The sequence below is a fragment of the Pandoraea apista genome, assembly GCF_001465595.2.
Taxonomy (GTDB): Bacteria; Pseudomonadota; Gammaproteobacteria; order Burkholderiales; family Burkholderiaceae; genus Pandoraea; species Pandoraea apista.
The window spans coordinates 4,873,580-4,899,987 of record NZ_CP013481.2 but is presented as its reverse complement, the minus strand read 5'-3'; the positions used below and the strand labels follow the sequence as shown (position 1 = coordinate 4,899,987).

The window sequence follows — 26,408 nt, the reverse complement described above, 5'->3', positions numbered from 1 at the left end:
TGCATGCGTTTGCGATTGCTGAGCCCTCTGCAATATCAATGCGTCTTGCGGACCATTCCCGACGGCCGACGCCACGCCTGCGTATAGCGCTCCACTACGATCTGAATTGCGTGATAGAGCAGGCACACCCCCATCGACGTGAGTACGACGAGTGTGGCCATGGCGGCGGCGGGGCCGATCGAGCCGGTCTCGTCCATGTTCACGATGGCGACCGACGCAAGCGAGGTGTCGGCCGAGTAAAGAAACACCACGGCAGATACCGTCGTCATGGCGTTGACGAACAGGTACCGGCTGATGTCGATGATCGAAGGCAGGCAGATAGGCGCAGACACTCGCCAGAACGTGCGATAGAACGGCACCTTCAGCGACGCCGACACATACTCGAATTCCGGGTCGATCTGCTTGAGCGCCGTCACCGCCGTGAGATGACTCGACGAGTAGTAATGCACCACGTTGACGATCACCAGAATGGCAAGCGTGCCGTACAGGCCATGCAGCGGATTGGCCTCGGGAACGAAGAAGAAGATGTAGCCCAGCCCGAGCACGAGACCGGGCACCCCCATCGGCAGTACGGCCATCATGCGGATGAAACCGCGCAGCCACGTCATGCCGCGTGTCTTCTCGAGCAGATAGGCAATGACGAAGATCGCCGCCGTGCCCCACACCGCACACCAGAACGCCATTTGCAGACTGTTCACGTACGAGTCGAATGCACCGCTCTCGATAAGGCCGAAGCGGTAATGTCCGAGCGACAGACTGAAGTTGTACGGCCAGAACTTCACGAACGAGGCGTACACCGCCATGCCCAGAATCGCGAGCATGATGGCGGCCATGCCCCAGCACAGCGTGGCCATGAGCCAGTCGAATCCGCGAGAGGGTTTCGGTACATACGGCACCGCGCGCGCCGAGAGCAGCGCCTGTTGCTTGCGTTGCACAACCGAATCCACGAGATAGGTGATACCGACGGGCACGAGCAGCACGAGGCCCACGACGGCGCCCTTCGAGAAGTCCTGCTGACCGATCACGAGCTTATAGATGTCGGTGGCCAGCACGTTGAAATCGCCGCCGATGACTTTCGGAATCCCGAAATCGGAAATCGCATAGGTGAAGACGATCATGGCGGCACTAATCACGCCATACTTCGCGCCAGGCAGCGTGATGGTGAAGAAGCGTCGCAGCATGGGCGTACCGAGGGCGTCGGCGGCTTCGTAGAGCCGGGCGTCGGTGAGCGAGAGCGCGGTGATCAGGATCATCAATGCGTGCGGGAACGTGGCGTTCACCAGCGACATCACAATGCCCAGCGGCCCGTAGATGTCCACGTCGCCCATGAACGGCCGCAACAGTCCCTGATTGCCGAACCAGAAGATGAACGAGATGGCGGGCAACAGCGTGGGTCCGAGAATCGGGATGAGCGCGATGTTGCGCAACAGCGTCTTGCCGCGAATGCAGCTACGCGTGAGGGCGTACGCGAAGATGAAGGCGAGCGGCACGGTCATGCACGTCGTCACCATCGAGATCCACACGCTGTTCCAGATCGATCCGAACAGGGCGGGCGAATGGAAATACTCGCGGAAGTGTTGCAGGCCGACGAAGTGCCCGTCGTTATCCTGCACGCTCTTGATGAGAATCGCGGCCATCGGCGCGAGCAGAAAGAGCACGCCGGCGGCCGCAGCGACAAACAGCAGCCCCTGGGCGAGGCGATCCGTCCAGTGCGACGCGAGGCGCACCGGGCGGCCTGCCGCCGCAGGCGTTGCCGGTACTGTCGGCGCCGCGTGAGCATGCGGCGTGCTGGTCAGCGTGGAAGGTAGGGAACTCATCGTGGCATCACCCCTGACGGAAGACGCGTACCGCAGCGCTCGGCACGGCAAAGCGCAGGGCGCTGCCGGTGGCCGGTTGGAGGGCCTGCATGTCTGCGGGCGACAGGTCGGCATAGAGCGGGTGTTCGCACGCGTGCATGCGCAATGTCACGCGCGAGAACGCACCGAGAAACTCGATCTTCTCGACCGCGCCGTCGAACACGTTCGCGTCGTCGTCGAGATCGTCGAGATCGCGCACGCGAATGTCTTCCGGCCGGAAAAAGACGCGGATTTCCTCGCCGGTACGGCAGCCGTTGAGCGTGCCGCACGTCAACTCGTACTCTCCCACGCGCACGCGTCCGGCATCGCCGAGCCGCGCGGGAAGGATGTTGGTCTTGCCGACGAAATCGGCTACGAAAGGCGTGGCCGGATGTTGATAGATCTCCCCGGGCGTGCCGACCTGCTCGATGACACCGTGGTTCATGACCACGATGCGATCGGCCATCGACAGCGCTTCCTCCTGATCGTGCGTGACGAGAATCGTGGTAATGCCCAGGCGCTGTTGCAACGCGCGAATCTCGCTGCGCAGGCGTACCCGCACGCGCGCGTCGAGCGCGGAGAGCGGTTCGTCCAGCAACAACAGGCCGGGCGATGTGGCCAGCGCCCGCGCAATGGCAATGCGCTGTTGCTGGCCGCCGGAGAGCTGACCGGGAAACTTGGCGCCGGCGTCGGGCAGGCCGACCATCGCCAGCAACTCGGCCACGCGCGCGTCGCGCTCGGCACGCGGCACGCGCCGGTTCGTCAGGCCGTAGGCCACGTTCTGCGCCACGCTCAGGTTGGGAAACAGCGCGTACGACTGAAAGACAATGCCGTAGTCGCGCTGCATGGGCGGCAACGTCGAAATGTCGCGGCCGTTCTGCGACAACGTGCCCTGCGTTTGCGCCTCCAGTCCGGCGATGACGCGCAGCAGCGTTGTTTTGCCGCAGCCCGAAGGACCGAGAAAACACAGCATTTCGCCGCGTCGCACGTTGAGATGAATGTCGTGCAGCACCACAGTGCTGTCGAAGCGTTTGTGGATGCCGGCGAGGCTCAGATACGTGTCGTCGCTCATTCGGGGACCTCCTGCGGGGTTCGCGTTGTCCGGTGGGCCGGGAGAGGTTACTTCTTCTCCGACTTGGCGCCGTAGCGCTTCTGCCATTCGGCAAGCACCGATTCGCGGCTCTTCGCGATCTCCGTGAAGTCGTTCTTCACGAGCATGTCCGGATAGTTGACCGGAATCGTGTCGAACTTCTTCGCCACACCCGGATACGCCACGATCGCCCAGTCCTTCGCGTACATCTCATTGGCTTCCTTGCTGGCGAGCCAGTCCATGTAGCGCTTGGCGGCGTCGAGCTTCTTGGTGGTCTTCACGATACCGGCGGCTTCGATGTCGTAGCCCAGCCCTTCCTTGGGAAACACAAGGTCGATGGGCGCGCCAGCGGCCTTCGTGCGATGCGCGTTGAATTCGAACGAAATACCAATGGGATACTCGCCCGCGCCAGCGTCGCGACACGGCTTCGAGCCCGAGTGCGTGTACTTGACGATGTTCTTGTCGAGCGAGTCCATGTACTTCCAGCCGCCTTCCTTGCCGAACATCTGGAGCCACGCGGTCACGTCGAGAAAGCCCGTGCCGGAGGTGGCCGGATTGGGCATCACGATCATGCCTTTGTAAATCGGCTTGGTCAGGTCTTCCCACGACGTGGGCTTCGGCAGATTGCGTTTCGCGGCTTCCACTGTGTTGAAGCACACCGTGGCGCCCCATACGTCCAGGCCGACCCACGACGGCGGGTTCGCTTTGTCGCTATAGGCGCGCGTGAGCTGATCGAATCCCTTGGGAGCATACGGCGTGAGCAGACCTTCCTGCTTGATCAGTTCGAGACTCGACGCCGCCAGCCCCGCAATCACGTCGGCCTGCGGGTTAGCTTTTTCCGCGAGCACCTTCGCGGTCACCACGCCCGTAGAGTCGCGCACGTACTTGATTTCAATGTCGGGGTTCGCTTTCTGGAATGCCTCCGCGTAGGGGCGCATGACTTCGACTTCCCACGCCGTATAGACGGTCAGCGTGGTCTTGGCCAGCGCGTGGCCCGCTTGGGCGGCGCAGAAAAGTCCGGCGGCGAGAACGGCGGCAGCACGCATGGCGCGGCGCAACGATTGGTTCATGGATGGCTCCTGTGGGTCGCGAATCCAGGTCGCGTTAATGAGTACGGCAACACCTTCTTTGAGGCGATGTGTTGCATATTATTGGCAAATTATGTCTTTTTCTTGAAACCCTTGGCCTTTGTCATCTGCTCGTCAAATACCTCCAATAGTATGGAAATCATTGATTCAGATAGGGTTTTGCTGCTGCCTGCGCCGACTTTCCCCGTCAGTGTTGCAAAATTCGTCTGTCATGCTGGGGGTCGTTTGTTGACAATCTACAAACTGCTGTGCTTGAATGTCAAGCAACAAAAATAATCACGTAACGCCACAAATCGCCAAGCGCACTCGCCGACGCGGTTTGGCCTTCCGGCGGAGGGCGTTGCGCGATAGCTTCAGTGTTCAGAGATAAGGAAGACCGGTATGACGCCCAAGACCACGTCGCCTACGGCAATCGAGTTGTTGCAAAGCCAGTCGCTCACCACACTCGTTCAGCACGAGATCGAGCGCCAGATCATGGCAGGCACGCTCACGCCCGGCACCAAGCTCAACGAGATCGAGGTGGCTGGCCGTCTGGGCGTGTCGCGCGGTCCGGTGCGCGAGGCGTTTCGTGCACTGGAAGAGGCGGGGCTGTTACGCACCGAAAAGAACCGCGGCGTATTCGTGCGGGTCATCTCGCTGGAAGAGGCCGAAGAGATTTACGCGTTGCGTGGCGTGCTCGACGAATACGTAGGCCGCACGCTGGCCGAGACGATTACGTCGGAGCAACTCACCCGGTTACGCGAATCCGTGGAAGCGATGCATCGCGCGGTGGAGTCTGGCGACAGCGAGGCGTACTACCAGTTGAACGTGTCGTTCCACGATTCGCTTGTCGAGATGGTTGGCAATCGCAAGTTGCTCGAGACCTACCGGCGGCTGGTCAAGGAGTTGAGCCTGTTCCGTCACGAAGCGTTGACGGGCGATACCACCGCGCCGCCGAAGTCGGAGCGCGAGCACCGCGACATTGTGAGCGCGATTGCCTCGCGAGACCCCGAGCGGGCCGCGCAGGTCACGCGCGAGCATCTGGCGCGCGGCCGGGCACGTATTCGTGAAGCGCTTGCGCGTGCACCGGGGGCTTCGGCGCAGGCGAAGGCCGGCTGAGCGCGGGCCGAAGGTCAGTGAAAACGTTGTCTTGTTGAATACCCGGCTGCCGCGCGGGCGTCGCATCGAGGTCGATGCCAGCGGTAGCCAACCCAGTTGCTCTTGAGGAGACCCGACGTGAACCAGCCCGTGCAGATCCAAGTGAACGGCCGCCAGTACCGGCTGCCGCAACAGCCAACGGTCATCGTGTGTGTCGATGGCTGTCAGTTCGAGTATCTCGAAGCCGCAGCAGCGGCAGGTGTGGCGCCCTACCTGAAGCACTTGCTGGCCGACGGCGCGGTCTTCCAGGGCGACTGCGTCGTGCCGTCGTTCACCAACCCGAACAATCTGTCGATCGTGACCGGTGCGCCCCCCGCCGTGCACGGCATCTGCGGCAACTACTTCTTCGATCCGGCCGCCGACGGCGGACGCGGTGCGGAAGTCATGATGAACGACCCGGCCTATCTGCGCGCGGGCACTGTGCTGGCCGCTGCCGCCGATGCGGGCGCGAGCGTTGCCGTCGTGACCGCCAAGGACAAGCTGCGCAAGCTGCTCGGCCATCGCATGAAGGGCATCTGCTTCTCGTCGGAGAAGTCCGATCAGGTCACGCTGGAAGAGAACGGCATCGAAGACGTGCTGAGTCTCGTCGGCATGCCGGTGCCGGATGTCTACAGCGCAGCACTCTCCGAGTTCGTGTTCGCCGCGGGCGTTCGTCTGCTCGAGACGCGTCACATCGACCTGATGTACCTCTCGACGACCGACTACGTTCAGCACAAGTGGGCGCCGGGCACGGAGGGCGCAAATGCCTTCTACGCGATGATGGACAAGTACCTGCGCCGCATGGACGAGTTGGGCGCGGTCATCGGCCTGACGGCCGACCACGGCATGAACGCCAAGCACGATCCGAAGACCGGTCAGCCCAATGTCATCTATTTGCAGGATCTGCTCGACGACTGGCTCGGCAAGGGCGTGGAAGCCGGTGGTGCACGCGTGATTCTGCCGATTACCGATCCGTATGTGGTGCATCACGGCGCGCTGGGGTCGTTTGCCACGATCTACCTGCCGCGCGATGTGGATCGCGACGCCATCCGTCAGCGCATTGCCGCGTTGCCCGGTATCGAGGTGGTGCATACCAATGCCGACGCCTGCGCGCGCTTCGAGCTGCCACCCGATCGCGTGGGCGATCTCGTGGTCGTGAGCGATCAGTCGGTCGTGTTGGGCACGAGCGCAAGTCGTCACGACCTGACCGGACTCACGGTGCCGCTGCGCTCGCACGGCGGGATCTCCGAGCAGACCGTACCGCTGCTCTTCAACCGGAAAACGCAAGGAATTCCGGGCAGGGCGCGATTGCGCAACTTCGACATTCTCGATGTCGCACTCAATCACGTTTGATGCCGTACCGCCAAGATTTGCAATGAGAACCAACGGCGCGCAAACCGCAGAACGTTTGCGTCGCCGGGCCCCTGTCCGGTTGGATATGCTGTGGAGAACCCCATGAACGCGCCGCACAAGCTGCACCCCGAGTTTCGCGCCGAAGCGCTTCGCATCGGTGGCGAAAAAGTGACCCGCGAACGAATCATCGAAGTCTTCAACCCGTATTCGGGCGATCTGGTCGGCACCGTGCCGAAGGCGTCGCTCGACGACGTGCGCCGCGCGTTCTCGATTGCGAAACAGTACCGCTCGACGCTCACCCGTTTCGAACGCGCCAACATTCTCGACAAGGCCGCCGCGTTGCTACGCGAGCGCACTGCCGAGGCCGCCGCGATCATCACGATGGAATCGGGGCTGTGCAAGAAAGACGCCGTCTACGAAATCGGCCGCGTGGCCGATGTTCTCGGCTTCGCCGCAGGCGAAGCGCTCAAGGACGACGGGCAGGCCTTCTCTTGCGACCTCACACCGCATGGCAAGAAGCGCCGCGTGGTCACGCAGCGCGAGCCGCTGCTGGGCGCGATCTCGGCCATCACACCATTCAATCACCCGATGAATCAGGTGGCGCACAAGGTGGCGCCGTCGATTGCGACCAATAACCGGATGGTGCTCAAGCCGTCTGAGAAGGTTCCGCTTTCGGCGTTCTATCTGGCTGATACGCTCTATGAAGCCGGGCTGCCGCCGGAGATGCTCCAGGTCATTACGGGCGATCCCGTGGAGATCGCCGACGAGATGATCACGAACGAGAACATCGACATGATCACGTTCACGGGCGGTGTGTCGATCGGCAAGTACATTGCGTCGAAGGCGGGCTATCGCCGTATCGTGCTGGAACTGGGAGGCAATGATCCCCTGATCGTGATGGAAGACGCCGACCTCGATCGTGCCACTGACCTCGCGGTGCAGGGCTCATACAAGAATTCGGGCCAGCGATGCACGGCGGTCAAGCGCATGCTCGTGCACCGCGACGTTGCGGCACAGTTCACCGAACTGGTTGTGGAGAAGACCCGGGCATGGAAGTACGGCGATCCGGCCGACGGGTCGAACGACATGGGCACGGTCATCGATGAAGCGGCAGCCCGCCTGTTCGAATCGCGAGTGAACGAGGCAGTCTCGCAGGGCGCACGGTTGCTCGTGGGCAACAAGCGCGACGGCGCGTTGTACTCGCCGACCGTCATCGATCGGGTCGATCCGAAGATGACCGTCGTGCGTGAAGAAACCTTCGGGCCGGTCTCGCCGATCCTCACGTTCGGCAGCATCGACGAAGCCATCGCCATGTCCAACGGCACGGCGTTCGGGCTGTCATCGGGCGTATGCACGAACCGCCTCGACTACGTCACGCGCTTCACCAACGAACTTCAGGTCGGCACGGTCAATGTCTGGGAAGTGCCGGGGTATCGCATCGAACTGACACCGTTTGGCGGCATCAAGGATTCCGGACTCGGTTACAAGGAGGGGGTGCAGGAAGCGATGAAGAGCTTCACCAACACCAAAACCTTTACGCTGCCGTGGGGAATCTGAGCCAGAGCCGCGCGCGGAAAAGCGAGCGCGATCTAAGTGTATGAAAGGGGCGGCGGGGGCGATGCGATGGACCGAAAGTCGGTGCTGTAACGGTAGTCGTACCGCCCTGTTCCCCTTACGCAACAAGGCTCGGCAGAATCGGCGCAAAAATTGTGACAAATTGATGACACGATTGTTGCGCCGGTCGTTTTGGTGTACGGTGTGTCGATTGGGGATACGCATGACGCGTGAACTTCATACGCATCCCGACGCCAGTGTTGGACTGACGCGGGATGCCGGTTTGGCAAACCAGTGGACGCGTCATGTTGGCGGCGCGGAGCGCTGCCTGTCCCGTCGACAATAAGATCACGGAACACTGGCATGCTGACACTGCTCAACCTTCTCTCCGGCGTGGCAATGCTGATCTGGGGTACGCACATCGTGCGTACCGGGGTCCTGCGCGTCTACGGTGCCGACCTGCGGCGAATTCTGTCGCACAGTATCTCGAATCGCTTCCTCGCGTTTGCGGCGGGGGTACTCGTCACTGGCCTCGTGCAGAGCAGCAATGCCACGGCGCTCATCGTCTCGTCGTTTGGCGCGCAGGGGTTGATCGCCCTGGCGCCGGCGCTGTCGATCATGCTCGGTGCAGACGTCGGTACGGCGCTCATGGCGCGAATTCTGACGTTCGACCTGCACTGGCTCTCGCCGCTGCTGATCTTCTTTGGCGTCATCTTCTTCCTCTCGCGCAAACAGACGCGTGCCGGGCAGCTTGGCCGCGTATCGATCGGACTGGGGCTGATCATTCTGGCGTTGCAACTGATCGTGGGCGCCACCACCCCGATGACCGAAGCGGCGGGCGTGAAGGTGCTATTCGGCTCGCTGACCGGCGACGTGATGCTCGACACGCTGATTGGCGCGCTCTTCGCCATGGTGTCGTACTCGAGTCTGGCGGCGGTGCTGCTTACGGCCACGCTGGCGTCCTCCGGCGTGATTTCGCTCAAGGTGGCGCTGTGCCTTGTGATCGGCGCGAATCTGGGCAGTGGCATGCTCGCCATGCTGACCTCGGCCGGACAGAATGCGGCGGGGCGCCGTGTGGTCTTCGGCAGCCTCATCTTCAAGCTGATCGGCTGCCTGCTCGTGCTGCCGTTCGTCGACTATGCGCCGATGCTCGTGAGCTGGCTCTCGGACGCCCCCGCGCAAGCCGTGGTGAATTTCCATGTGCTTTACAACCTGGTGCGTTGCGTGGTGTTCCTCGCTTTCACCGAGCCGATGGCGCGTCTGTGCGTTCGCCTGCTCGCTGAAAAACCGGAGGCGGACGGTGTGACCCGGCCTCGCCATCTGGACGAGAGTGCGTTGGAGATGCCGTCGGTCGCGCTGGCCAACGCCACGCGCGAAACGTTGCGCATGGGCGATATCGTGGAGCAGATGCTTAACGGGTTGCTCGATGTGATTCGCAGCAACGATGTGGCGCGGGCGCGCGAGACACGTCGTATGGATGACGACGTCGACCATCTCTACACGGCGGTCAAGATGTACCTGACGCGTGTGTCGCGCGAGAACCTGAGCGAGCAGGACAGCCGCCGCTGGACCGACATCATTTCGCTCACGATCAATCTGGAGCATGCGGGCGACATCATCGAGCGCATGGTGACGGAGGTCGAGGAGAAGAAGATCTCGCACAAACTGTCGTTCTCCGAGGCCGGGTTGCAGGAGATTTGCGACATGCATGCGCGTCTCGTCACGAACCTGCAACTGGGCTTGTCGGTGTTCCTGAACACGGACCTGAAGAGCGCGCAGCGGCTGATGGCCGAGAAGGAGAGCTTCCGCGATCTGGAGCGCGCCTACTCATACACGCACCTGAACCGTCTGGCGGGGCAGTCGGTGCAGAGTATCGAGACGAGTTCGCTGCATCTGGACATCATCAGCGACATGAAGCGGCTGAATTCGCTGTTCTGCTCGACGGCATATCCGGTGCTCGACGACGCGGGCGCGTTGCGCAAGAGCCGCATGCGAGACAAGCCGAAGGACGCCAAGGAAACCAAGGACCCGAAGGATATCAAGACACCGAAGGAAACGAAGGTGTCGAAGCTGGCGGCGCTTGCCGATGTCGCGACGGCCGCCGCCTCAAGTTCGCGCGACGACAACGAGAGTTCTCACGATGGCCCTGAGCCTGCCGGACATCCGCACCCTGTTCGATAAATTCGGTTCGATTGCCTATAGCGGCGAGCCTGTCACCCAACTGGAGCACGCGCTGCAAAGCGGCGCGCTAGCCGAGAGCGAGGGCGCCGACGAGGCGCTCGTCGCCGCCAGTTTCCTTCACGATCTCGGTCACCTGCTCAATCTTCAGGGCGAAACGCCCACCGAGCGCGGTATCGACGATCTGCACCAATACTTCGCGCTGCCGTTCCTGCGCCCGCTGTTCAGCGACGCGGTGCTCGATCCGATTCGTCTGCACGTCGACGCCAAGCGTTGCCTGTGCGCCATCGATCCCGGGTATTACGGCAAGCTCTCGGTCGATTCGGTGCGCAGTCTCGCGTTGCAGGGCGGCGTGTTCAGCGATGACGAGGCGAAGACATTCCTCGCGCGCGACCATGCCGAGGCGGCGCTGCGGCTGCGTCGCTGGGACGACCGGGCGAAGGTCGCCGGCATGGCGACACCGTCGCTCGATCACTACATGAAGGTGCTGGAACGGGTCGCGCTCCAGTAAGCGCGCCGGTCGATTTTGCCTCGGCGGCGGCATGCACGCGCAAGCATCGCCACTAAAGCGTTGCGCGCACGGCCGTACGGAAATTACTGCGGCAGACGGGCTCGCCAGCCAGCGGGCAGAAACTTGAGCACCGCGGCGCGCGCAGGACGCCAGAGCGCAGATAGCAGCAACAACGCGCCACCGACGACAACGGTGACGACGGCCAGCGCCTGCGAAGCCGCCGATGTCACGAGCACACTCAGAATCGCGCTGATCACGTATAGCAAGGACGACATCATCAGGGCCCGGCGGTCAATGACAAGCGATATGCCGGTCAGCAGGACGAACACCGCGATGACCGCGATCGGGTAGCCGGGCATGAGCGCCCAGAAGATCGGATGCGTAACCATGCACGCGGCGAGCAGGTGCAGCCAGAAAGCCACGTCGGAGCGAATTGTCTTGCGTTGCGGGTCCTGCGCGTCCCAGCGCAATGCCCAGACGAAGATGGCGAGACCGGCGGCCATGTTCGCTACGCGCATCGGGCCGATGAAGTCTTGCCCGGCAACGAGCACGAGAAGCCACGTCAGGCAGACCACGCCGGCAAGGCCCAGAGCGATCGTGGCCGGCACCCGGAAGCGTCGCCAGTAGAGCACTGTGCCGATGACGATGCAGGCATAACTCGCGAGCAGTTCCGGAACGTACGCCGCGATCCCTCTGGCTTCGAAATACATCTCCACATCCGACGGCCCGCGGAATTCGTGCCCCGATGGAATTCCCGTAAAGCCGACGCAGGCAAGGTTGGCAATGAATCCGAAGCTATAGAACAACGCGGGCAATGCCATGCGACGGCGTCGCACGAAGACCTCGGACAGTCCCCAGAAAAGCGCGGCGCAGATCAATGCAACGAGCCACGGGGGGCGAGTGTTCGTCAGCCACGCCGTGCCGAACGCGAGCAGCGCCGACGCCACGACGACGAAGACGTCGTTGAAGCTCGTGATCAACGGCAGGGGTTCGTCGTCGATGCGCCGCTGCGGCACGTCAGGTGAAGGAGTGGTTTGCGGTGAAGGCGGTATATCGGGGGTTGTCATGTTTCGCTGTGATCGGCCGGCAGAGCCCAAAGTGTATCTGTCGGACGATCATTCCCCGGGAGAGATCCCGGGGAATGTCACAAAACACGGCGTTGGTTTCGTTCGTGGACCCATGCAGGGTCTTCGCTCGGGGGCTGCCGACGGAACCGTCGCGCGTATCGTGCAGAACTCGTGCAGAACTCGTGCAAAACGTCAGACGGATTACGAGGCCAGCGAAGACAGCGCAACGCGCCCGGGTGGGCGAAGCGTGCCGGCGTCCGCCCGGCGCCGACAACCACCGCAGACAGACGGGGAGCGACGATGCGCGTCCCCGCCGGTGTCGTCATCCCGACGATGCGACGAGATTACCCAGCCAATGCGGTTGCCTCGATCTCCACGGCCACGCCGTGGCTGAGCGTGGGTACCGGCACCACGGCGCGGGCGGGTTTCGCGCTGCCGGCCCAGGCAGCGTAAACCTCGTTGAACGGGCCCCAATCGTCGACGTTCGTGATGTACACCCGCACTTGCACCAGACGGTCGATGGTCGTGCCGCATGCCGCGAGAATGGCCGCGACATTATCCAGCGCCTGCTTTGCCTGTACCGCGAACGGTGCCCCTACGAGGCGTTCGCCTTCCGGCGTGATCGGCAACTGTCCCGACACGAACACAAAGCCGCCCGCGCATACGCCATGCGAATAGTGACCGCGCGGCGGTTGCAGTGTCGGTACGTTGACGGTTTCGATACCGCGTTCCTGTGCGCTCATACTGCCTCCCCAAGTGTGAGTTTTGCGAAGCGTTCCATATCGACGTTGCCGCCGGAGAGGAGGATGCCGACACGCTTGCCTCGCACATCCGCCTTGCCGTGCAGAACGGCTGCTGCGGCGAGACAGCCCGTCGGCTCGACCACGATCTTCATGCGGCTCGCAAAGAACGTCATTGTTTTCACGAGTTCATCGTCCGTCACGGTCAGGATGTCGTCCACGAGCGAACGAATCACCGGGAACGTGTATACGCCGAGATGCTGGGTTTGGGCACCATCGGCAATCGTGCGCGGTGTCTCGATATGCACGATCTTGCCTGAGCGGAAACTCTGCTGAGCGTCGTTGCCCGCTTCCGGCTCGACGCCGAAAATCTCGATGTCCGGATTCAGCGCTCGTGCCGCAATCGCGCTGCCGGAGAGCAGCCCGCCGCCGCCGAGGCACACCACGAGCATGTCCAGTTCGCCTGCGTCTTCGATCAACTCCTTGGTTGCCGTGCCCTGTCCCGCCATGACATGCGGGTGGTCGTACGGCGGAATCAACGTCATGCCGCGCTCCTGAGCAAGCCGACTGGCCAGCGCTTCGCGATCTTCCTTGTAGCGATCGAAGAGAATCACTTCCGCACCGTAGCCGCGCGTGGCGTCGATCTTCATCTGCGGGGCGTCCTGCGGCATCAGAATCACCGCCGGCACACCCAGTTCGCGTGCAGCGAGCGCAATCGCCTGCGCATGATTGCCCGACGAGAAGGCCAGCACGCCGCCGCGTTTCTGTTCGGGCGTGAACTGCGAGATCGCGTTGTACGCTCCGCGGAACTTGAAGGCGCCCATACGCTGGAAATTCTCCGCCTTGAAGAACAGGCTGGCGCCGGTCATGGCGTCGGCGGTGCGCGATGTAAGTACCGGCGTGCGATGTGCCGCCTCGCGGATCCGGTCGTGGGCGGCGACAACGTCGCCATAGGTAATCGCCAATGGGGGAGCGGTCATGATGCGCCTTTCGGGTCGGAGAGGTAGGTGTAGACGGTCGAGCGGGCAACGCCCAATGCGCGCGCAACCTCGGCATGGGCGTGGCGCAGGTCGAGCAGTCCACGCGCTTCGATAAGACGAATGGCCTCGCGGCGTTGTGCCAGCGACAGTCCCTGCGGGGTCGTGTTGCGCTGCGCGGCAAAGTCGGCAATGAGGGGCGAGATGTCGTCGAGCCGGCGGTTGGATAACGTTTCGCGAACCGGGGCCGGGGCTTGATTCGGCACGCTCACCAGTTGCTGCACGCTGGCCGCAGCGGCGGCGAGCATCGAGATGTCCATGTTCAGACAGATGGCTGCAACGTACTCACCGCTGCTGTTCTTCAGCCCGATGGATGTGCTCTTGGCCGGTCGTCCGTCCGGAAACCGGTTCGCATAGTTTGCGATGACTTCGGGAAATGCCGGATCGGCGATGCGCGCAAGCCCCATTTCCGTGACGGCATCGCCCGGCTCACGCCCCGACAAATTGTTGGCGATGGCCACGATCGCATGGTCGGGGTCGGTCAGGTCGTGCAACACCACTTCGACCAGAGGAGCGAACGTCTGGCCGAGCGCCTCGACGATTTTGCGGCCTTCACGCAGTAACAACGCGTTTTCGTCGAGCTTGCCCGTGGCGGGAGATTTTGCGGATTTCATGATTTGACATTATGTCATCGGGTGACGAAATGTCAAATCTCGTTCAAAAATATCGCCCGGTGCTCGTTCGCTCCTTTGTGGAGGCTACGTGCAGCGGGCGAGCAGGGCGATCAGACGAGTTCTTTTTCCGCCAGTTCGCTCTTGAGGTAACCGTAGTAGATCGGTGCGGCGATGAGTCCCGGCAATCCGAACGCGGCTTCCATCACGATCATGGCGAGCAACAGCTCCCAGGCGCGAGACTGGATCTGTGTGCCGACGATGCGCGCGTTCAGGAAGTATTCGAGCTTGTGAATGACGATCAGGAAGATCAGCGCGGTGATCGCCACGTAGAGCGACACCGACAGACCGAGCACCACGATGAACGTGTTCGAGATCAGGTTACCCACGACCGGCAGCAGGCCGACGACGAACGTCACCACGATCATCGTCTTGCGCAGCGGTACGTGAATGTCGAACAGCGGCAATACCCCGACCAGAAAGATCGCGGTGAAGAGGGTGTTGATCGCCGAAATTTTCACTTGCGCGAATACGATACGGCGAAAGGCGTCGCCGAACAGCGTAACGCGGCGTGCGAGCGCGGCAGCGAGCGGACGCATGCTATGCACGGGACGAATCGTGGAGAGCGCCACAAGCGCACCGAGCACCAGCCCCACGACGATGTGCACCATCGCGTTGAGCGCTTCCTTGCCCACCAGCGACATCTCCTGCGTGTGGTCTTTCAGGTAACCGGTGATGGCCTGATGAATGTCGTCGCTGTCGGCCGGCAAGCGCGCGGTGATCCACGCGGGCAGTTGCGCGCGCGCTTGCTCGATGGCCTCCATCATCTTCCCGTTGATGTGCTGCAAGTGGCCTGCATCGCTGCGGAAGAAGGTGATGATGCCGAAGATGAGCGCCGTCATCAGCGCAACGATCACCGCCGAGAGCAGGGCCACGGCGACCAGCCGCGCGCGCTCGCTCGAAATGCGCAGTTGCAGGCGTGGCCCGAGCACATGCACCAACTGATAGACGATCATCCCCGAGAGCACCACCGAAAGCAGGTGAATGCTCAGAATCAGCCAGAGGGCCACGGCGGCGAAGACATAGCTCGCCAGTTCGATCCAGAAATTCCGATCCGGATTCCAGCCAGTGCGCGGTTCCATGCAATGACGTCCTTCAAAAAAGCCTGTGTCGTGATGGCTTGGGCAGTGCGCGTTACTTCTCGCGCCTGAGTAACGGGGCGAGGTACTTGCCGGTGAAGCTGGCCTTGTTCGCCGCCACTTGCTCGGGCGTGCCCTGGGCAATGATCTGTCCGCCTCCCGCCCCGCCTTCCGGTCCGAGGTCGATCACCCAGTCTGCCGTTTTGATCACATCGAGATTGTGCTCGATGATGACGACAGTATTGCCCTGATCCCGCAGCCGGTGAATCACGGTCAACAGCAATTCGATATCGTGGAAGTGCAGCCCGGTCGTCGGTTCATCAAGGATATACAGGGTCCGGCCGGTATCGCGCTTGGAAAGTTCGAGCGAGAGCTTCACCCGTTGCGCCTCGCCGCCCGAGAGCGTCGTGGCCGACTGGCCGAGGCGAATGTAGCCCAGCCCCACGTCGAGCAGTGTTTTGAGCTTGCGTGCCACGACCGGCACGGGCTTGAAGAACTCATGCGCCTGCTCGACCGTCATGTCGAGCACTTCCGAGATGTTGCGGCCCTTGTATTGCACTTCGAGCGTTTCGCGGTTGTAGCGCTTGCCATGACAAACATCGCAAGGCACATACACGTCCGGCAGGAAGTGCATTTCGACCTTGATGACGCCGTCGCCCTGACAGGCTTCGCAGCGTCCGCCCTTCACGTTGAACGAGAAACGGCCCGGGTCATAGCCGCGCTCTTTGGCCGCCGGCACGCCGGCAAAGAGTTCGCGGATCGGTGTGAATACGCCGGTGTACGTGGCCGGATTCGAGCGCGGCGTGCGTCCGATGGGCGATTGATCGACGTTGATGACCTTGTCGAAGTGCTCCAGCCCCTCGATCTGGTCATAGGGGGCCGGCTCGGCCGATGACCCGTAGAGATGGCGGGCGATGGCGTGATACAGCGTGTCGTTGATCAGCGTCGACTTGCCCGAGCCGGACACGCCCGTCACGCAGGTCAGCAGGCCGACCGGCAGATCCAGGTTGACGTTCTTGAGGTTGTTGCCGGTCGCGTCGAAAATGCGCAGCCGCTCTTCGCGCGGCGCGTGGCGCTGCTCCGGCACCTCGATGCGCCGGGCCCCGGAGAGGTACTGCCCGGTGAGCGATTCCGGCGCCTGCTCGATCTGCTGGGGGCTGCCTTGTGCGATTACCGTTCCGCCGTGAATACCGGCGCCGAGCCCCATGTCGACGACGTAGTCGCTCGCGAGAATCATGTCCTCGTCGTGCTCGACCACGATCACGGAGTTGCCGAGATCGCGCAGGTGCTTGAGGGTGCCGATCAGACGATCGTTATCGCGCTGGTGCAGCCCGATGGATGGTTCGTCGAGCACGTACATCACGCCGGTCAGGCCCGAGCCGATTTGCGAGGCGAGACGAATGCGCTGTGCTTCGCCACCCGAGAGCGTATCGGCGCTGCGCTCCAGCGAGAGATAGTCGAGGCCGACGTTGTTCAGGAACGAGAGGCGCGCAACGATTTCCTTCACGATCTTGTCGGCGATCTCGCGCTTCGCGCCGTGCAACACCAGTTCGTGGAAGTAGCCGAGCGTATCGCGCAGCGGCAGATTGCCGATCTCATAGATCGCGCGGGCCTGCGGGCCTTCGCCGACTTTCACGAAACGGGCTTCGCGGCGCAGGCGGCTGCCTTCGCAATCGGGGCAGGCGCGGTTGTTCTGATACTTGGCAAGTTCTTCGCGCACCGCGACCGAATCGGTTTCGCGATAACGCCGCTCCAGATTCGGAATGATGCCTTCGAATGCGTGCTCGCGCACTGACGTGCGGCCCTTCTCGTTGACGTACGTGAAGGGAATGGCTTGCTCGCCGGAGCCGTAAAGCACGATCTTCTGCGTGTCTTCCGGCAATTCCTCGAAAGCGGTATCGACGTCGAAGTCGTAGAACGCCGCCAGGCTTTGCAGCATCTGGAAGTAAAACTGGTTACGACGGTCCCACCCCTTGATCGCCCCCGAGGCCAGCGAAAGCGCCGGGAAGGCGACGACGCGCTTTGGATCGAAGAACGTCATCTGGCCCAGACCGTCGCAGGTCGGGCAGGCGCCCATCGGATTATTGAACGAGAACAGGCGCGGCTCGAGTTCCTGCAACGAGTACGAGCACACGGGGCACGCGAATTTCGAGCTGAAGACGTGTTCCTTCTCGGTATCCATTTCCAGCGCAATGGCGCGGCCATCGGCCAGGCGCAGTGCGGTTTCGAACGATTCCGCCAGACGTTGCTTCAGATCGGCGCGCACCTTCACGCGGTCGATCACCACATCGACCGAATGTTTTTCCGTCTTCTTGAGCTTGGGCAGGGCGTCGATGTCATACACGCGGGCGCGGCCTTCGTTGGCGGCGCCGCCCCCGGAGCGGATGCGAAAGCGCACGAAGCCCTGCGCCTGCATCGACTCGAAGAGGTCGGCATGCTCCCCTTTGCGATCGACCACGATTGGCGCGAGGATCATGAGCTTGGTGTCTTCCGGCAGCGCAAGCACGGCGTCGACCATTTGCGAGACGCTTTGTGACTCGAGCGGCAGACCGTGGTCGGGGCAGTAGGGCGTGCCGACACGGGCGTAGAGCAGACGCAGGTAATCGTGGATTTCCGTGACCGTGCCGACCGTGGAGCGCGGGTTGTGCGATGTTGCCTTCTGCTCGATGGAGATCGCCGGCGAGAGACCTTCGATCAGATCGACATCGGGCTTCTCCATCAGTTGCAGGAACTGACGGGCGTACGCCGACAGACTCTCGACGTAGCGCCGCTGGCCTTCCGCGTAAAGCGTATCGAAGGCGAGCGACGATTTGCCGGAGCCGGACAGGCCGGTGATCACCACAAGCTGGTGACGCGGCAAGTCGAGATTGACGTTCTTGAGGTTGTGGGTACGAGCCCCACGAATACGAATGGTTTCCATTGACGGTTCCGGGTCGTCGCCGAGGAATCCGCGCGGCGAATTGTCGCGGGGCGGGTTCCGGCCCCCAAGAGTGCCCGAATTTCCCGGGACGCCGGGCCGGGCCGGCGCGGCGTAGGCCAGCGCGACGCGACTGGCGGCGGGAGCGGTCGGGCGGGCCGCTGGGGGGAAATTCCGGGCGGCTAAACCTGCTAATATACCTAAGTTTGATTGCCGGGGCTGAACCTGCTGACAGGCTGTCTCGGGCGGCACACTGGCACGAGGCACAGATGGGGACGAACCGCCCGATTTCCAGAGGCTGGCGCCCGACCGTCGGCAAGACGGCCATCGACGCGCCCGCCAGGCGGCACGCATGCCGCAGGACTGGGGCGTCATCATCAGAAGATTCTGAGGCAGCAAGCGTTTTTTCCATCTCCCAGGACGTAATGTCGACCGATTCCGTGACTTCCGCTTCCCCTGCCACGACACGCGGCCGCGGCGGCCGCATGACCCCGCTAGAAGTGCGCGCGAGTGCGTCGCTCGCGGGGATTTTCGCGCTGCGCATGCTTGGCCTGTTCCTGATCATGCCGGTGTTCTCGGTGTTCGCTCAGACGATTCCGGGCGGCAACAACACTTTCCTCGTTGGACTGGCGATCGGCATTTACGGCCTGACGCAGTCGCTGCTCTATATCCCGTACGGTTGGGCGTCTGACCGGCTGGGACGCAAGCCGGTGATCATCTTCGGCCTGATCGTGTTCGCGATCGGCTCGCTCGTGGCTGCGCTGGCCCATGATCTGATGTGGATCATCGTCGGCCGGGCGATTCAGGGCGCGGGGGCAATTTCCTCCGCGGTCATGGCCTGCGTGGCCGACCTGACGAGCGACGAGAATCGCACGAAAGCAATGGCGATGATTGGCGGCAGCATTGGTGTGTCGTTTGCGGTGGCGATCGTGTGCGCGCCGTTCCTGTATCACTGGCTAGGCATGAGCGGCTTGTTCTCGGCCATCGGCATTCTGGCCGTGCTGGCGATTTTCGTGGTGTTGTGGGTGGTGCCCACGCCGCCGGTGCATCCCAAGGCGGGGCCGGCGCCATTCTCCGAGGTGTTGCATAACCCGGAACTGCTGCGTCTGAATTTCGGCGTATTCGTGCTGCATGCCACGCAGACGGCGCTTTTCGTGGCGATGCCGCGCATGCTGGTGGCAGCGGGCTTGCCGGTGGCTCAGCATTGGGAGATCTATCTGCCGGTGATGGGGCTGTCGTTCGTGGCGATGGTGCCGGCGATCATTGCGGCCGAGAAGCGCGGGAAGATGAAGATTGTGCTGCTCTCGGCGATTGCCCTGGTGGCGATCGCGCAGGCGGCGCTGGGCGGGTTGCCGCCGACGGTGGGCGTGATCGCAACGGTGCTGTTCGTGTACTTCCTGGGCTTCAACGTGCTTGAGGCGTCGCAGCCGTCGCTGGTGTCGAAGCTCGCACCAGGGCAGCGCAAGGGCGCGGCGGTGGGTGTCTACAATACGACGCAGGCACTGGGGTTGTTCTGCGGCGGGGCACTAGGGGGTTATCTGATGACCCACTACGGTCAAAACGCAATATTCATCACATGTGCAGCCGGGGCTTTCGTGTGGCTTATAATCGCCGCACCGATGAGGACGCCAGCGCCTCGTCAATCCTGATCGGATTTCAGCAATACCGGAGAAAGTTTTATGGCATCAGTCAACAAAGTGATCCTGGTCGGTAACCTTGGCGCCGACCCCGAAGTCCGCTATTTGCCAAGCGGCGATGCGGTCGCGAACATTCGTCTGGCGACGACCGACCGTTACAAGGACAAGCAATCCGGCGAGTTCAAGGAAATGACGGAATGGCACCGCGTGTCGTTCTTCGGCCGTCTCGCCGAGATCGTCAACGAGTACCTGAAGAAGGGCTCGTCGGTGTATATCGAAGGCCGTATCCGCACGCGCAAGTATCAGGCGCAGGACGGCACGGACCGTTACAGCACGGAAATCGTGGCTGACCAGATGCAGATGCTGGGTGGCCGTGGCGGTGAAGGTGGCGGCGGCGGTGGCGGTGGCTACTCGCGCGGCGGCGGTGGTGGTGACGAAGGCGGCGGCGGTGGCGGCTATTCGCGAGGCGGTGGCGCTGGCCGCCAGCAAGCGCCGGCCAAGCAATCGGGCGGCGGCTTCGACGACATGGACGACGATATTCCGTTCTGAGGAACCCTCTCGGTTCTCTCAGAACAAAGCCCCGTGGACTTGGCGTCTGCGGGGCTTTTTGCTTTTCGCCGTGATCGGAGGCGAGGCGCGGCGACCGCAAAAGGCCGAACAGGCGCAATGAAAAAACAATTGTCATGAACGCATCGACTACGCTACTGGCGCAAGCCTTCTCGCCCTATGACGAGGTCGTCCTCGCCGCGCTCGACACGCTGGATGTGTCGCTGCGTACTGCGGATGCACAGAGTGAAAGGGCTGACGACAACGACAATCGCGAAGACGGCTCGCACGACGAGGCGCATTTGATTCGTGTGTGGCGGCTGGTGACGGAGATTGCGGCCGACGAGGCGGGCGTCGATCTCGAGATGCTGGCCGTGGCGACGCTGCTGCACGATTGCGTTCAGGTCGAAAAGACAGACCCGCGGCGTGCTCAGGCATCGCGGCTCTGCGCGGAGAAAGCGAGCAACGTTCTGCATACGCTGGGATGGACGCCGGCGCGCATCGACGCGACGGCGCATGTTATCGAGGCACATAGCTTTTCGGCGGGTATCGCGCCTCGTTCGCGCGAAGCCTGCGTGTTGCGCGATGCCGACCGTCTCGATGCCATCGGCGCCATCGGCATCGCACGTACCTTCTATGTGGCCGGTCGCACCGGCTCGCGTTTGTACGACCCGCTCGATCCGTTCGCTCAGCACCGCAGTCTCGACGACCGTCGCTTTGCCCTCGATCATTTCGAAACCAAGCTGCTTCGGCTGAGCGAAGGGCTGACGACATTGAAGGCCCAACGCATTGGGGCGCAACGCATTGCGACCATGCGCGCTTACCTCGATCTGCTGCGAGACGAAATATCGCCCGGCGTTCGCGGGTGAATCGGCGGGGTCGGTCGCGCTGCGCCCACAGGCGTGACTGTCGCGCTGATGTCATCATCGAACACAGCAGGCACATGCAAAGGCACAAACAAAGGAGCTTCGCATGACGCAGGACATCTATTTCGCCAAGGCGCTGACGGGATGGCGGCACGCGTTTCATCGTCAACCGGAAACCGGTTTCGAGGAAGTCGGCACGTCGCAGACCGTTGCAACGATTCTTGAAAGCCTCGGGCTGGAAGTGCATCGCGGTATCGGCGGCACCGGCATCGTGGCGAATCTGCGGGTAGGAGACGGCGGCGGCGCTATCGGCATTCGCGCCGACATGGACGCTTTGATGATCACCGAGCAGGCACCGGCGCGCGAATACGCGTCGCAAGTGCCGGGCAAGATGCACGCCTGCGGGCACGACGGCCATATGTCGATGGTGCTTGGCGCGGCGAAACTGCTGGCGGAGTCGCGCGACTTCAAAGGCACGGTGCGCTTCATCTTCCAGCCTGCGGAAGAACACGGTCGCGGCGCGAAGGCGATGATTGCCGACGGGCTGCTGGAGCGTTTCCCCATCGATGCCATTTATGGCGTGCACAACATGCCGGGCATCCCGGCGGGACGCATTGCCACGCGTGTTGGCGGCATCATGGCGAGTGAAGATAACTTCGTCATCCGTATTCGCGGCAAGGGCACGCATGCGGCGCGTCCGCACATGGGCGTCGATCCGCTGGTGATCGGTGCGCAAATCGTCGTGGCGCTGCAAACGGTGGTGTCGCGCAGTGTCGATCCTGGCTTGTCGGCGGTCGTGTCGTGCACGGAATTCATCACTGACGGGATTCGCAACGCGATTCCCACGAACGTCGTAATCAAGGGCGACACGCGCAGTTACACACCGGACGTGCAGCAATTACTCGAGACACGCATGCGCGACATTTGCATGGGAGTGTGTGCAATGCACGGCGCGCATTGCGAGTTCGAGTACACGCATGAGTTTGCGCCGACGGTGAACCGGGCTGACAATACGGCGCTCGCGATTCGTGCGGCACAGGCGGTCGCCGGGGAGGCCATGGTCGATGCCGAGGTGGCGCCGGTCATGGCGTCGGAGGACTTCGGCGTATTCCTTCAGCATGTGCCGGGCAACTTCGCGTTCATTGGCAACGGTACCGGCGACGAGCCGGGCGCGATTCCGTTGCATAACGCCTGCTACGACTTCAACGATGCGATTCTGCCGCTCGGTGCACGCTATTTCGCGCAGATCGTGCGCGATAGTTTGCCGCGTTGATCGGGGCGCAGCCCCGGCGGCTCAGCGAACCGGTGCGAGCGGCGCCGTCCCGGCGTTGATGACGGCGTCGGGTAATTCGCGCACCGCCTCAAGCGTCTTGCGAATGTGAGCGGCAAGCAGCGCAGACGCCTTGTCGGCGTCGCGAGCGAGGCAGGCGTCGAAGATCGCCCGATGCTCTTCGTGAACGTCGCGCGGCACCGGTTGATGCGTGATGGACAAACGCCGGTAGCGCTCTGACTGACGATAGAGAATTGCCAGAAAGTGATGCAGCCAGCGCGACGGGCAGGCCCGGATCAGCACTTCATGAAACGCACGATTACGGGCTTCCCACTCGGCAAACTGGCCGACATCCCCACGTTGCCCGTCCCCCAGCCGTTCTTCGGCGAGCGAGAGCAGGTGAAACGCGCTCGTCAGATCGGCCTCCCATGTGTCGTCTCCCAGCGAGACCGATTGGCGTAACGCCTCGGTCTCCAACTGCACGCGCGTCTCGGTAATGTCGATGAAGTCGGCCAGCGAGATGGGCGTCACCCGAAATCCGCGGTGCCCGTGCTGTACGACGAGCGCGTCGGCCACCAGCAGCGCCAGCGCTTCGCGCAGCGTTCCCGCTCCCACCTCGTAACGGTCCTTCAAGTGCTCGACGCGCAGCTTCTCGCCCGGCGCGAGCCGTCCCTCGACAATGTCGCTGCGCAGGCGCATGTAGGCGCTTTGCGCCAGTGTGGCGTCGGCCGTCGGGGCGGAAGACAGGGTCGGGCTGTGCATGCGTGGGGCAGTTCGGGGAAGGTGCCGAGATTATAAGCAGCTTCATCGCGATTTTCGCAAAATCGTCAAAAAATCGAGATAAATAAAAATTCTCGAGAAAATGTTGACGCGCGCCCGGCCGTGGATTTATCGTGTGCTCCATACGGCTGCCGCCGTCGCCTTTGCTGGTACCCATCGCGCCCTTAACGGGTACGCGGCGCGGCGCACGACATGCCCGGACTGCATGCATTACGCCGTCCGGGCATGGCAGCCCCCGTCCCGAAGTAACCGACAGAACGAGAGTGAGACATGAAGGATTTCCAGAACTTCATCAACGGTGAGTGGGTTTCCAGCCCCCGCACCTTCGAGAACCGCAATCCGGTAGACAACAGCCTGATCGGACACGTGCACGAAGCCGGTCGCGCCGAGGTAGACGCCGCAGTGCGCGCCGCGCGCGCAGCGCTACAAGGGCCGTGGGGCAAGATGACGGTCGCGCAGCGAGTGGAGTTGCTGCATGCCGTGGCCGATGGCATCAATCGCCGTTTCGACGACTTCCTGGCCGCCGAGATCGCGGACACCGGCAAGCCGCACGGTCTGGCGAGCCATCTCGACATTCCGCGCGGCGCCGCGAACTTCAAGGTGTTCGCGGACATGATCAAGAACGTGCCGACCGAGTCGTTTGCGATGACGACACCCGACGGCGGCAACGCGCTGAACTATGGGGTGCGTACGCCGCGTGGCGTGATCGCCGTGGTGTGTCCGTGGAACCTGCCGCTGCTGCTGATGACGTGGAAGGTCGGCCCGGCGCTGGCGTTTGGCAATACGGTCGTAGTGAAGCCGTCGGAAGAGACGCCCGCTACGGCCACCCTGCTGGGCGAGGTGATGAACGAAGTCGGCGTGCCGCCGGGTGTCTACAACGTGGTACACGGCTTTGGTCCCGAGTCGGCGGGTGCGTTCCTGACCGAGCATCCGGGGGTGAACGGCATTACGTTCACAGGCGAAACGCGCACGGGCGAGGCGATCATGAAGGCGGCCGCGAATGGCGTGCGTCCGGTGTCGTTCGAGCTGGGGGGCAAGAACCCCGGTATCGTGTTCGCGGATGCCGACTTCGAGAAGGCCGTCGCGGGCATTACCCGTTCGAGCTTCGATAACAGCGGTCAGGTGTGTCTGGGCACGGAGCGCGTGTACGTACAACGCCCGATCTTCGAGCGCTTCGTGGCCGCACTCAAGGAGCGTGCCGAGGCGCTGAAGCTGGGCGATCCGTATGCCGAAGGCACGAACTTCGGCCCGCTCGTCTCGCAGGTGCATCGCGAGAAGGTGCTGTCGTACTACGCCAAGGCGCGCGAGGAAGGGGCAACGATCGTCACCGGCGGTGGGGTGCCCGACATGCCGGCGTCGATGAAAGACGGCGCGTGGGTGCAGCCGACCATCTGGACCGGCCTGCCGGAGACGGCCTCGGTCATTCGCGAAGAGATTTTCGGGCCGTGCTGCCATATCGCGCCGTTCGATACGGAAGAGGAAGTCATCGCAATGGCCAACGCCACGCCTTACGGTCTTGCGGCGACGGTCTGGACATCGGATGTCAGCCGCGCGCATCGCATGGGGGCGGCGCTTGAGGTCGGCGTTTGCTGGATCAACGCCTGGTTCCTGCGCGACCTGCGCACGGCGTTCGGTGGCGCGAAGCAATCGGGCATCGGTCGCGAGGGCGGGGTTCACTCGCTCGAGTTCTATACCGAACTGCGTAACGTCTGCGTGAAGCTCTGAGCGCAAACATCGGGAGCCTCGCCAAACCTTCCCCGGGGACGGTGGGCGAGGCCCTCGTCATGACTGCCGTGTCGCGAGGGCCGGGGGCTGACCCGGCGTGCGGTTGCTCACCCGGCTTGCCGACCGGCCGCGCGCATCGCGCGAGCCAGCCGCGCCACACCGTCTTCAATCGCCGTGACTGCCGGTGCGGCGAACGACAGCCGTAGCGATGCTTCGTCGGCATGCTCGGCGAAGAACGCCGTGCCGGGCACGAACAACACCTTCTCGGCAATCGCATGCGGCAGCAACTCGCTCGTCTTCACGGCGGCGAGACGCGCCCACACGAACATTCCGCCCAGCGGTGCATGGAACTGAATCGCATCGCCCAGCTTGTCGCGCAGTGCGCCGCACATGGCGTCGCACTTGAGGCGATACGCTTCGGTGATCTTCGGCAGATGCCGTGTCAACGCCCCTGCCGCGAGATACTCGGCCGCGACGGCTTGCGTCCACGGCACGCTGCACAGATCGACGGTCTGTTTGGCAACCACGCAGCGACGCGCGATCTCGGGCGGTGCGACCGTCCAACCCACCCGCAGCCCCGGCGCAACGATCTTCGACAGGCTCGAGAAGTGCACCACCCAGTCGCGCGAGCCCGGCACCTCGGCCGTCAGACCCAGCAGCGTGGGCACGCCCTCGCCGGTGAATCGCAAGTCGCCATAGGGATCGTCTTCCACGATCACGAACCGATACGCCAACGCCAGCTTCAACAGCGCGACGCGACGCTCGCGCGAGAGCGTCGCGCCTGTCGGATTGGCAAACGTGGGCACCGTGTACAGCAACTTCGGTACGGCAATCTTGCCTTCACGCAGTAGTGCGCTCAGGTGATCGACGTTCAGGCCATCGGCGTCGACGGGCACCGTCACGATCTTCGCCTGTTGCAGTCGCAACGCCTGCAAGGTTGCCGGATACGCCGGTTGCTCGGTCACGACGACATCGCCCGGCGCGACCATCACGCGCAACAGCAGGTCGAGCCCTTGTTGCGAGCCGGTCGTCACCAGCAGTTCTTCGGTAGTGCAGGGGGCACCGCGCGAGGCCATCAACGAGATGAGTTGGGCCTTGAGTTCGGCGAGACCGTCGGTCGGGCCGTATTGCAGGCAGCGCGTCGGCTCGGCGAAGGCACGTGCCTGTGCCGCTGCGAGACCGTCAACGTCGAACAGGTCGCTCGCCGGATACCCGCCCGCGAACGAAATCATGCCCGGCTCGGCGAGGTATTTGAAAAGTTCGCGAATCGGCGAACCTGCCGGATTGGCGAAAGGGGAGGTGAATGCGTACATGAGGGCCTCGCTACAAAAAGCGTGACGGAATTCGG

General features: G+C 62.9%; 21 protein-coding genes. 10 read left to right on the top strand and 11 right to left on the bottom strand.

Annotated features, from left to right (window positions below):
• Positions 1–35: 35 nt before the first annotated feature.
• Genes AT395_RS22085 through AT395_RS22075 form a run of 3 tightly spaced genes read right to left on the bottom strand, consistent with a single transcriptional unit; the run spans position 36 to position 3,995 of the window.
• Complete coding sequence (locus tag AT395_RS22085; RefSeq protein WP_082164740.1) at positions 36–1,817, bottom strand: putative 2-aminoethylphosphonate ABC transporter permease subunit; 1,782 nt, start codon at positions 1,815–1,817, stop codon at positions 36–38.
• Between the two features lie 7 nt (positions 1,818–1,824).
• Positions 1,825–2,907 carry a putative 2-aminoethylphosphonate ABC transporter ATP-binding protein gene (locus tag AT395_RS22080; RefSeq protein ID WP_048628619.1) on the bottom strand — a complete coding sequence of 361 codons (1,083 nt, stop codon included), beginning with the start codon at positions 2,905–2,907 and terminating at the stop codon, positions 1,825–1,827.
• 47 nt (positions 2,908–2,954) lie between these two features.
• Positions 2,955–3,995: a putative 2-aminoethylphosphonate ABC transporter substrate-binding protein gene (locus AT395_RS22075; protein WP_042114343.1), complete on the bottom strand. Its 1,041-nt coding sequence runs from the start codon at positions 3,993–3,995 to the stop codon at positions 2,955–2,957.
• Between the two features lie 399 nt (positions 3,996–4,394).
• On the opposite strand from AT395_RS22075, the gene AT395_RS22070 reads away from it, so the two are divergent.
• The 5 genes from AT395_RS22070 (at position 4,395) to AT395_RS22050 (ending at position 10,725) form a co-directional block, all read left to right on the top strand.
• Complete coding sequence (locus tag AT395_RS22070; RefSeq protein WP_042114346.1) at positions 4,395–5,111, top strand: phosphonate utilization associated transcriptional regulator; 717 nt, start codon at positions 4,395–4,397, stop codon at positions 5,109–5,111.
• Positions 5,112–5,228: 117 nt separating this feature from the next.
• Positions 5,229–6,482 carry a phosphonoacetate hydrolase gene (gene phnA, locus AT395_RS22065; protein WP_048628620.1) on the top strand — a complete coding sequence of 418 codons (1,254 nt, stop codon included), beginning with the start codon at positions 5,229–5,231 and terminating at the stop codon, positions 6,480–6,482.
• A gap of 102 nt (positions 6,483–6,584) precedes the next feature.
• Positions 6,585–8,039, top strand: coding sequence for a phosphonoacetaldehyde dehydrogenase (gene phnY, locus AT395_RS22060; protein WP_048628621.1), 1,455 nt, complete (start codon positions 6,585–6,587; stop codon positions 8,037–8,039).
• A 360-nt stretch (positions 8,040–8,399) separates the two neighbouring features.
• Positions 8,400–10,217: a Na/Pi cotransporter family protein gene (locus AT395_RS22055; protein ID WP_045852655.1), complete on the top strand. Its 1,818-nt coding sequence runs from the start codon at positions 8,400–8,402 to the stop codon at positions 10,215–10,217.
• Complete coding sequence (locus AT395_RS22050; RefSeq protein WP_042114353.1) at positions 10,177–10,725, top strand: phosphonate degradation HD-domain oxygenase; 549 nt, start codon at positions 10,177–10,179, stop codon at positions 10,723–10,725. Before AT395_RS22055 ends, AT395_RS22050 begins: the two co-directional genes overlap by 41 nt.
• 83 nt (positions 10,726–10,808) lie before the next feature.
• On the opposite strand, the gene AT395_RS22045 is transcribed toward AT395_RS22050, so the two are convergent.
• The 6 genes from AT395_RS22045 to uvrA all read right to left on the bottom strand — a co-directional run bounded on the left by AT395_RS22045 (position 10,809) and on the right by uvrA (position 18,239).
• Entirely contained in the window at positions 10,809–11,792 is a 984-nt protein-coding gene (locus AT395_RS22045; protein WP_124988606.1) for a hypothetical protein, read from the bottom strand.
• Between the two features lie 344 nt (positions 11,793–12,136).
• Entirely contained in the window at positions 12,137–12,535 is a 399-nt protein-coding gene (locus AT395_RS22040; RefSeq protein WP_042114354.1) for a RidA family protein, read from the bottom strand.
• Positions 12,532–13,512: a threo-3-hydroxy-L-aspartate ammonia-lyase gene (locus AT395_RS22035; RefSeq protein ID WP_048628623.1), complete on the bottom strand. Its 981-nt coding sequence runs from the start codon at positions 13,510–13,512 to the stop codon at positions 12,532–12,534. The genes AT395_RS22040 and AT395_RS22035 overlap by 4 nt, the downstream gene beginning before the upstream one ends.
• Positions 13,509–14,183 (bottom strand): helix-turn-helix transcriptional regulator, encoded by a 675-nt coding sequence (locus AT395_RS22030; RefSeq protein ID WP_042114357.1) that lies wholly within the window; start codon positions 14,181–14,183, stop codon positions 13,509–13,511. Before AT395_RS22030 ends, AT395_RS22035 begins: the two co-directional genes overlap by 4 nt.
• 110 nt (positions 14,184–14,293) lie before the next feature.
• Positions 14,294–15,322: an AI-2E family transporter gene (locus AT395_RS22025; protein ID WP_042114359.1), complete on the bottom strand. Its 1,029-nt coding sequence runs from the start codon at positions 15,320–15,322 to the stop codon at positions 14,294–14,296.
• A gap of 52 nt (positions 15,323–15,374) precedes the next feature.
• Positions 15,375–18,239 carry an excinuclease ABC subunit UvrA gene (gene uvrA / locus AT395_RS22020; RefSeq protein WP_042114361.1) on the bottom strand — a complete coding sequence of 955 codons (2,865 nt, stop codon included), beginning with the start codon at positions 18,237–18,239 and terminating at the stop codon, positions 15,375–15,377.
• Positions 18,240–18,661: 422 nt separating this feature from the next.
• Between uvrA and AT395_RS22015 the strand changes: the two genes are divergently transcribed.
• The 4 genes from AT395_RS22015 (at position 18,662) to AT395_RS22000 (ending at position 22,558) form a co-directional block, all read left to right on the top strand.
• Positions 18,662–19,885 carry an MFS transporter gene (locus AT395_RS22015; RefSeq protein WP_042114362.1) on the top strand — a complete coding sequence of 408 codons (1,224 nt, stop codon included), beginning with the start codon at positions 18,662–18,664 and terminating at the stop codon, positions 19,883–19,885.
• A 30-nt stretch (positions 19,886–19,915) separates the two neighbouring features.
• Positions 19,916–20,422, top strand: coding sequence for a single-stranded DNA-binding protein (locus AT395_RS22010; RefSeq protein ID WP_048628624.1), 507 nt, complete (start codon positions 19,916–19,918; stop codon positions 20,420–20,422).
• A gap of 134 nt (positions 20,423–20,556) precedes the next feature.
• A complete protein-coding gene (locus AT395_RS22005; protein ID WP_082164741.1) occupies positions 20,557–21,288 on the top strand; it encodes an HD domain-containing protein in 732 nt (243 codons plus the stop codon).
• Between the two features lie 103 nt (positions 21,289–21,391).
• Positions 21,392–22,558 (top strand): M20 aminoacylase family protein, encoded by a 1,167-nt coding sequence (locus tag AT395_RS22000; protein ID WP_048628625.1) that lies wholly within the window; start codon positions 21,392–21,394, stop codon positions 22,556–22,558.
• A gap of 21 nt (positions 22,559–22,579) precedes the next feature.
• Here the strand turns inward: AT395_RS22000 and AT395_RS21995 are convergent, their stop codons facing one another.
• Complete coding sequence (locus tag AT395_RS21995; protein ID WP_048628626.1) at positions 22,580–23,317, bottom strand: GntR family transcriptional regulator; 738 nt, start codon at positions 23,315–23,317, stop codon at positions 22,580–22,582.
• A 288-nt stretch (positions 23,318–23,605) separates the two neighbouring features.
• On the opposite strand from AT395_RS21995, the gene AT395_RS21990 reads away from it, so the two are divergent.
• Entirely contained in the window at positions 23,606–25,060 is a 1,455-nt protein-coding gene (locus AT395_RS21990) for a 2-hydroxymuconic semialdehyde dehydrogenase (RefSeq protein WP_042114368.1), read from the top strand.
• A gap of 107 nt (positions 25,061–25,167) precedes the next feature.
• On the opposite strand, the gene AT395_RS21985 is transcribed toward AT395_RS21990, so the two are convergent.
• Complete coding sequence (locus AT395_RS21985) at positions 25,168–26,373, bottom strand: aminotransferase-like domain-containing protein (RefSeq protein ID WP_042114371.1); 1,206 nt, start codon at positions 26,371–26,373, stop codon at positions 25,168–25,170.
• Between the last annotated feature and the right edge of the window lie 35 nt (positions 26,374–26,408).

Bases quoted from the DNA above. Each gene is read 5' to 3' on its own strand.
- AT395_RS22025 (WP_042114359.1), bottom strand. From the start codon at position 15,322: ATGGAACCGCGCACTGGCTGGAATCCGGATCGGAATTTCTGGATCGAA.
- AT395_RS22085 (WP_082164740.1), bottom strand. From the start codon at position 1,817: ATGAGTTCCCTACCTTCCACGCTGACCAGCACGCCGCATGCTCACGCG.
- AT395_RS22070 (WP_042114346.1), top strand. From the start codon at position 4,395: ATGACGCCCAAGACCACGTCGCCTACGGCAATCGAGTTGTTGCAAAGC.
- AT395_RS22040 (WP_042114354.1), bottom strand. From the start codon at position 12,535: ATGAGCGCACAGGAACGCGGTATCGAAACCGTCAACGTACCGACACTG.
- AT395_RS21995 (WP_048628626.1), bottom strand. From the start codon at position 23,317: ATGCACAGCCCGACCCTGTCTTCCGCCCCGACGGCCGACGCCACACTG.
- uvrA (WP_042114361.1), bottom strand. From the start codon at position 18,239: ATGGAAACCATTCGTATTCGTGGGGCTCGTACCCACAACCTCAAGAAC.
- AT395_RS22030 (WP_042114357.1), bottom strand. From the start codon at position 14,183: ATGAAATCCGCAAAATCTCCCGCCACGGGCAAGCTCGACGAAAACGCG.
- AT395_RS22080 (WP_048628619.1), bottom strand. From the start codon at position 2,907: ATGAGCGACGACACGTATCTGAGCCTCGCCGGCATCCACAAACGCTTC.
- AT395_RS22035 (WP_048628623.1), bottom strand. From the start codon at position 13,512: ATGACCGCTCCCCCATTGGCGATTACCTATGGCGACGTTGTCGCCGCC.
- AT395_RS22045 (WP_124988606.1), bottom strand. From the start codon at position 11,792: ATGACAACCCCCGATATACCGCCTTCACCGCAAACCACTCCTTCACCT.
- AT395_RS22075 (WP_042114343.1), bottom strand. From the start codon at position 3,995: ATGAACCAATCGTTGCGCCGCGCCATGCGTGCTGCCGCCGTTCTCGCC.
- AT395_RS22005 (WP_082164741.1), top strand. From the start codon at position 20,557: ATGAACGCATCGACTACGCTACTGGCGCAAGCCTTCTCGCCCTATGAC.
- AT395_RS22000 (WP_048628625.1), top strand. From the start codon at position 21,392: ATGACGCAGGACATCTATTTCGCCAAGGCGCTGACGGGATGGCGGCAC.
- phnY (WP_048628621.1), top strand. From the start codon at position 6,585: ATGAACGCGCCGCACAAGCTGCACCCCGAGTTTCGCGCCGAAGCGCTT.
- AT395_RS22055 (WP_045852655.1), top strand. From the start codon at position 8,400: ATGCTGACACTGCTCAACCTTCTCTCCGGCGTGGCAATGCTGATCTGG.
- AT395_RS22050 (WP_042114353.1), top strand. From the start codon at position 10,177: ATGGCCCTGAGCCTGCCGGACATCCGCACCCTGTTCGATAAATTCGGT.
- AT395_RS22015 (WP_042114362.1), top strand. From the start codon at position 18,662: ATGTCGACCGATTCCGTGACTTCCGCTTCCCCTGCCACGACACGCGGC.
- AT395_RS22010 (WP_048628624.1), top strand. From the start codon at position 19,916: ATGGCATCAGTCAACAAAGTGATCCTGGTCGGTAACCTTGGCGCCGAC.
- AT395_RS21985 (WP_042114371.1), bottom strand. From the start codon at position 26,373: ATGTACGCATTCACCTCCCCTTTCGCCAATCCGGCAGGTTCGCCGATT.
- AT395_RS21990 (WP_042114368.1), top strand. From the start codon at position 23,606: ATGAAGGATTTCCAGAACTTCATCAACGGTGAGTGGGTTTCCAGCCCC.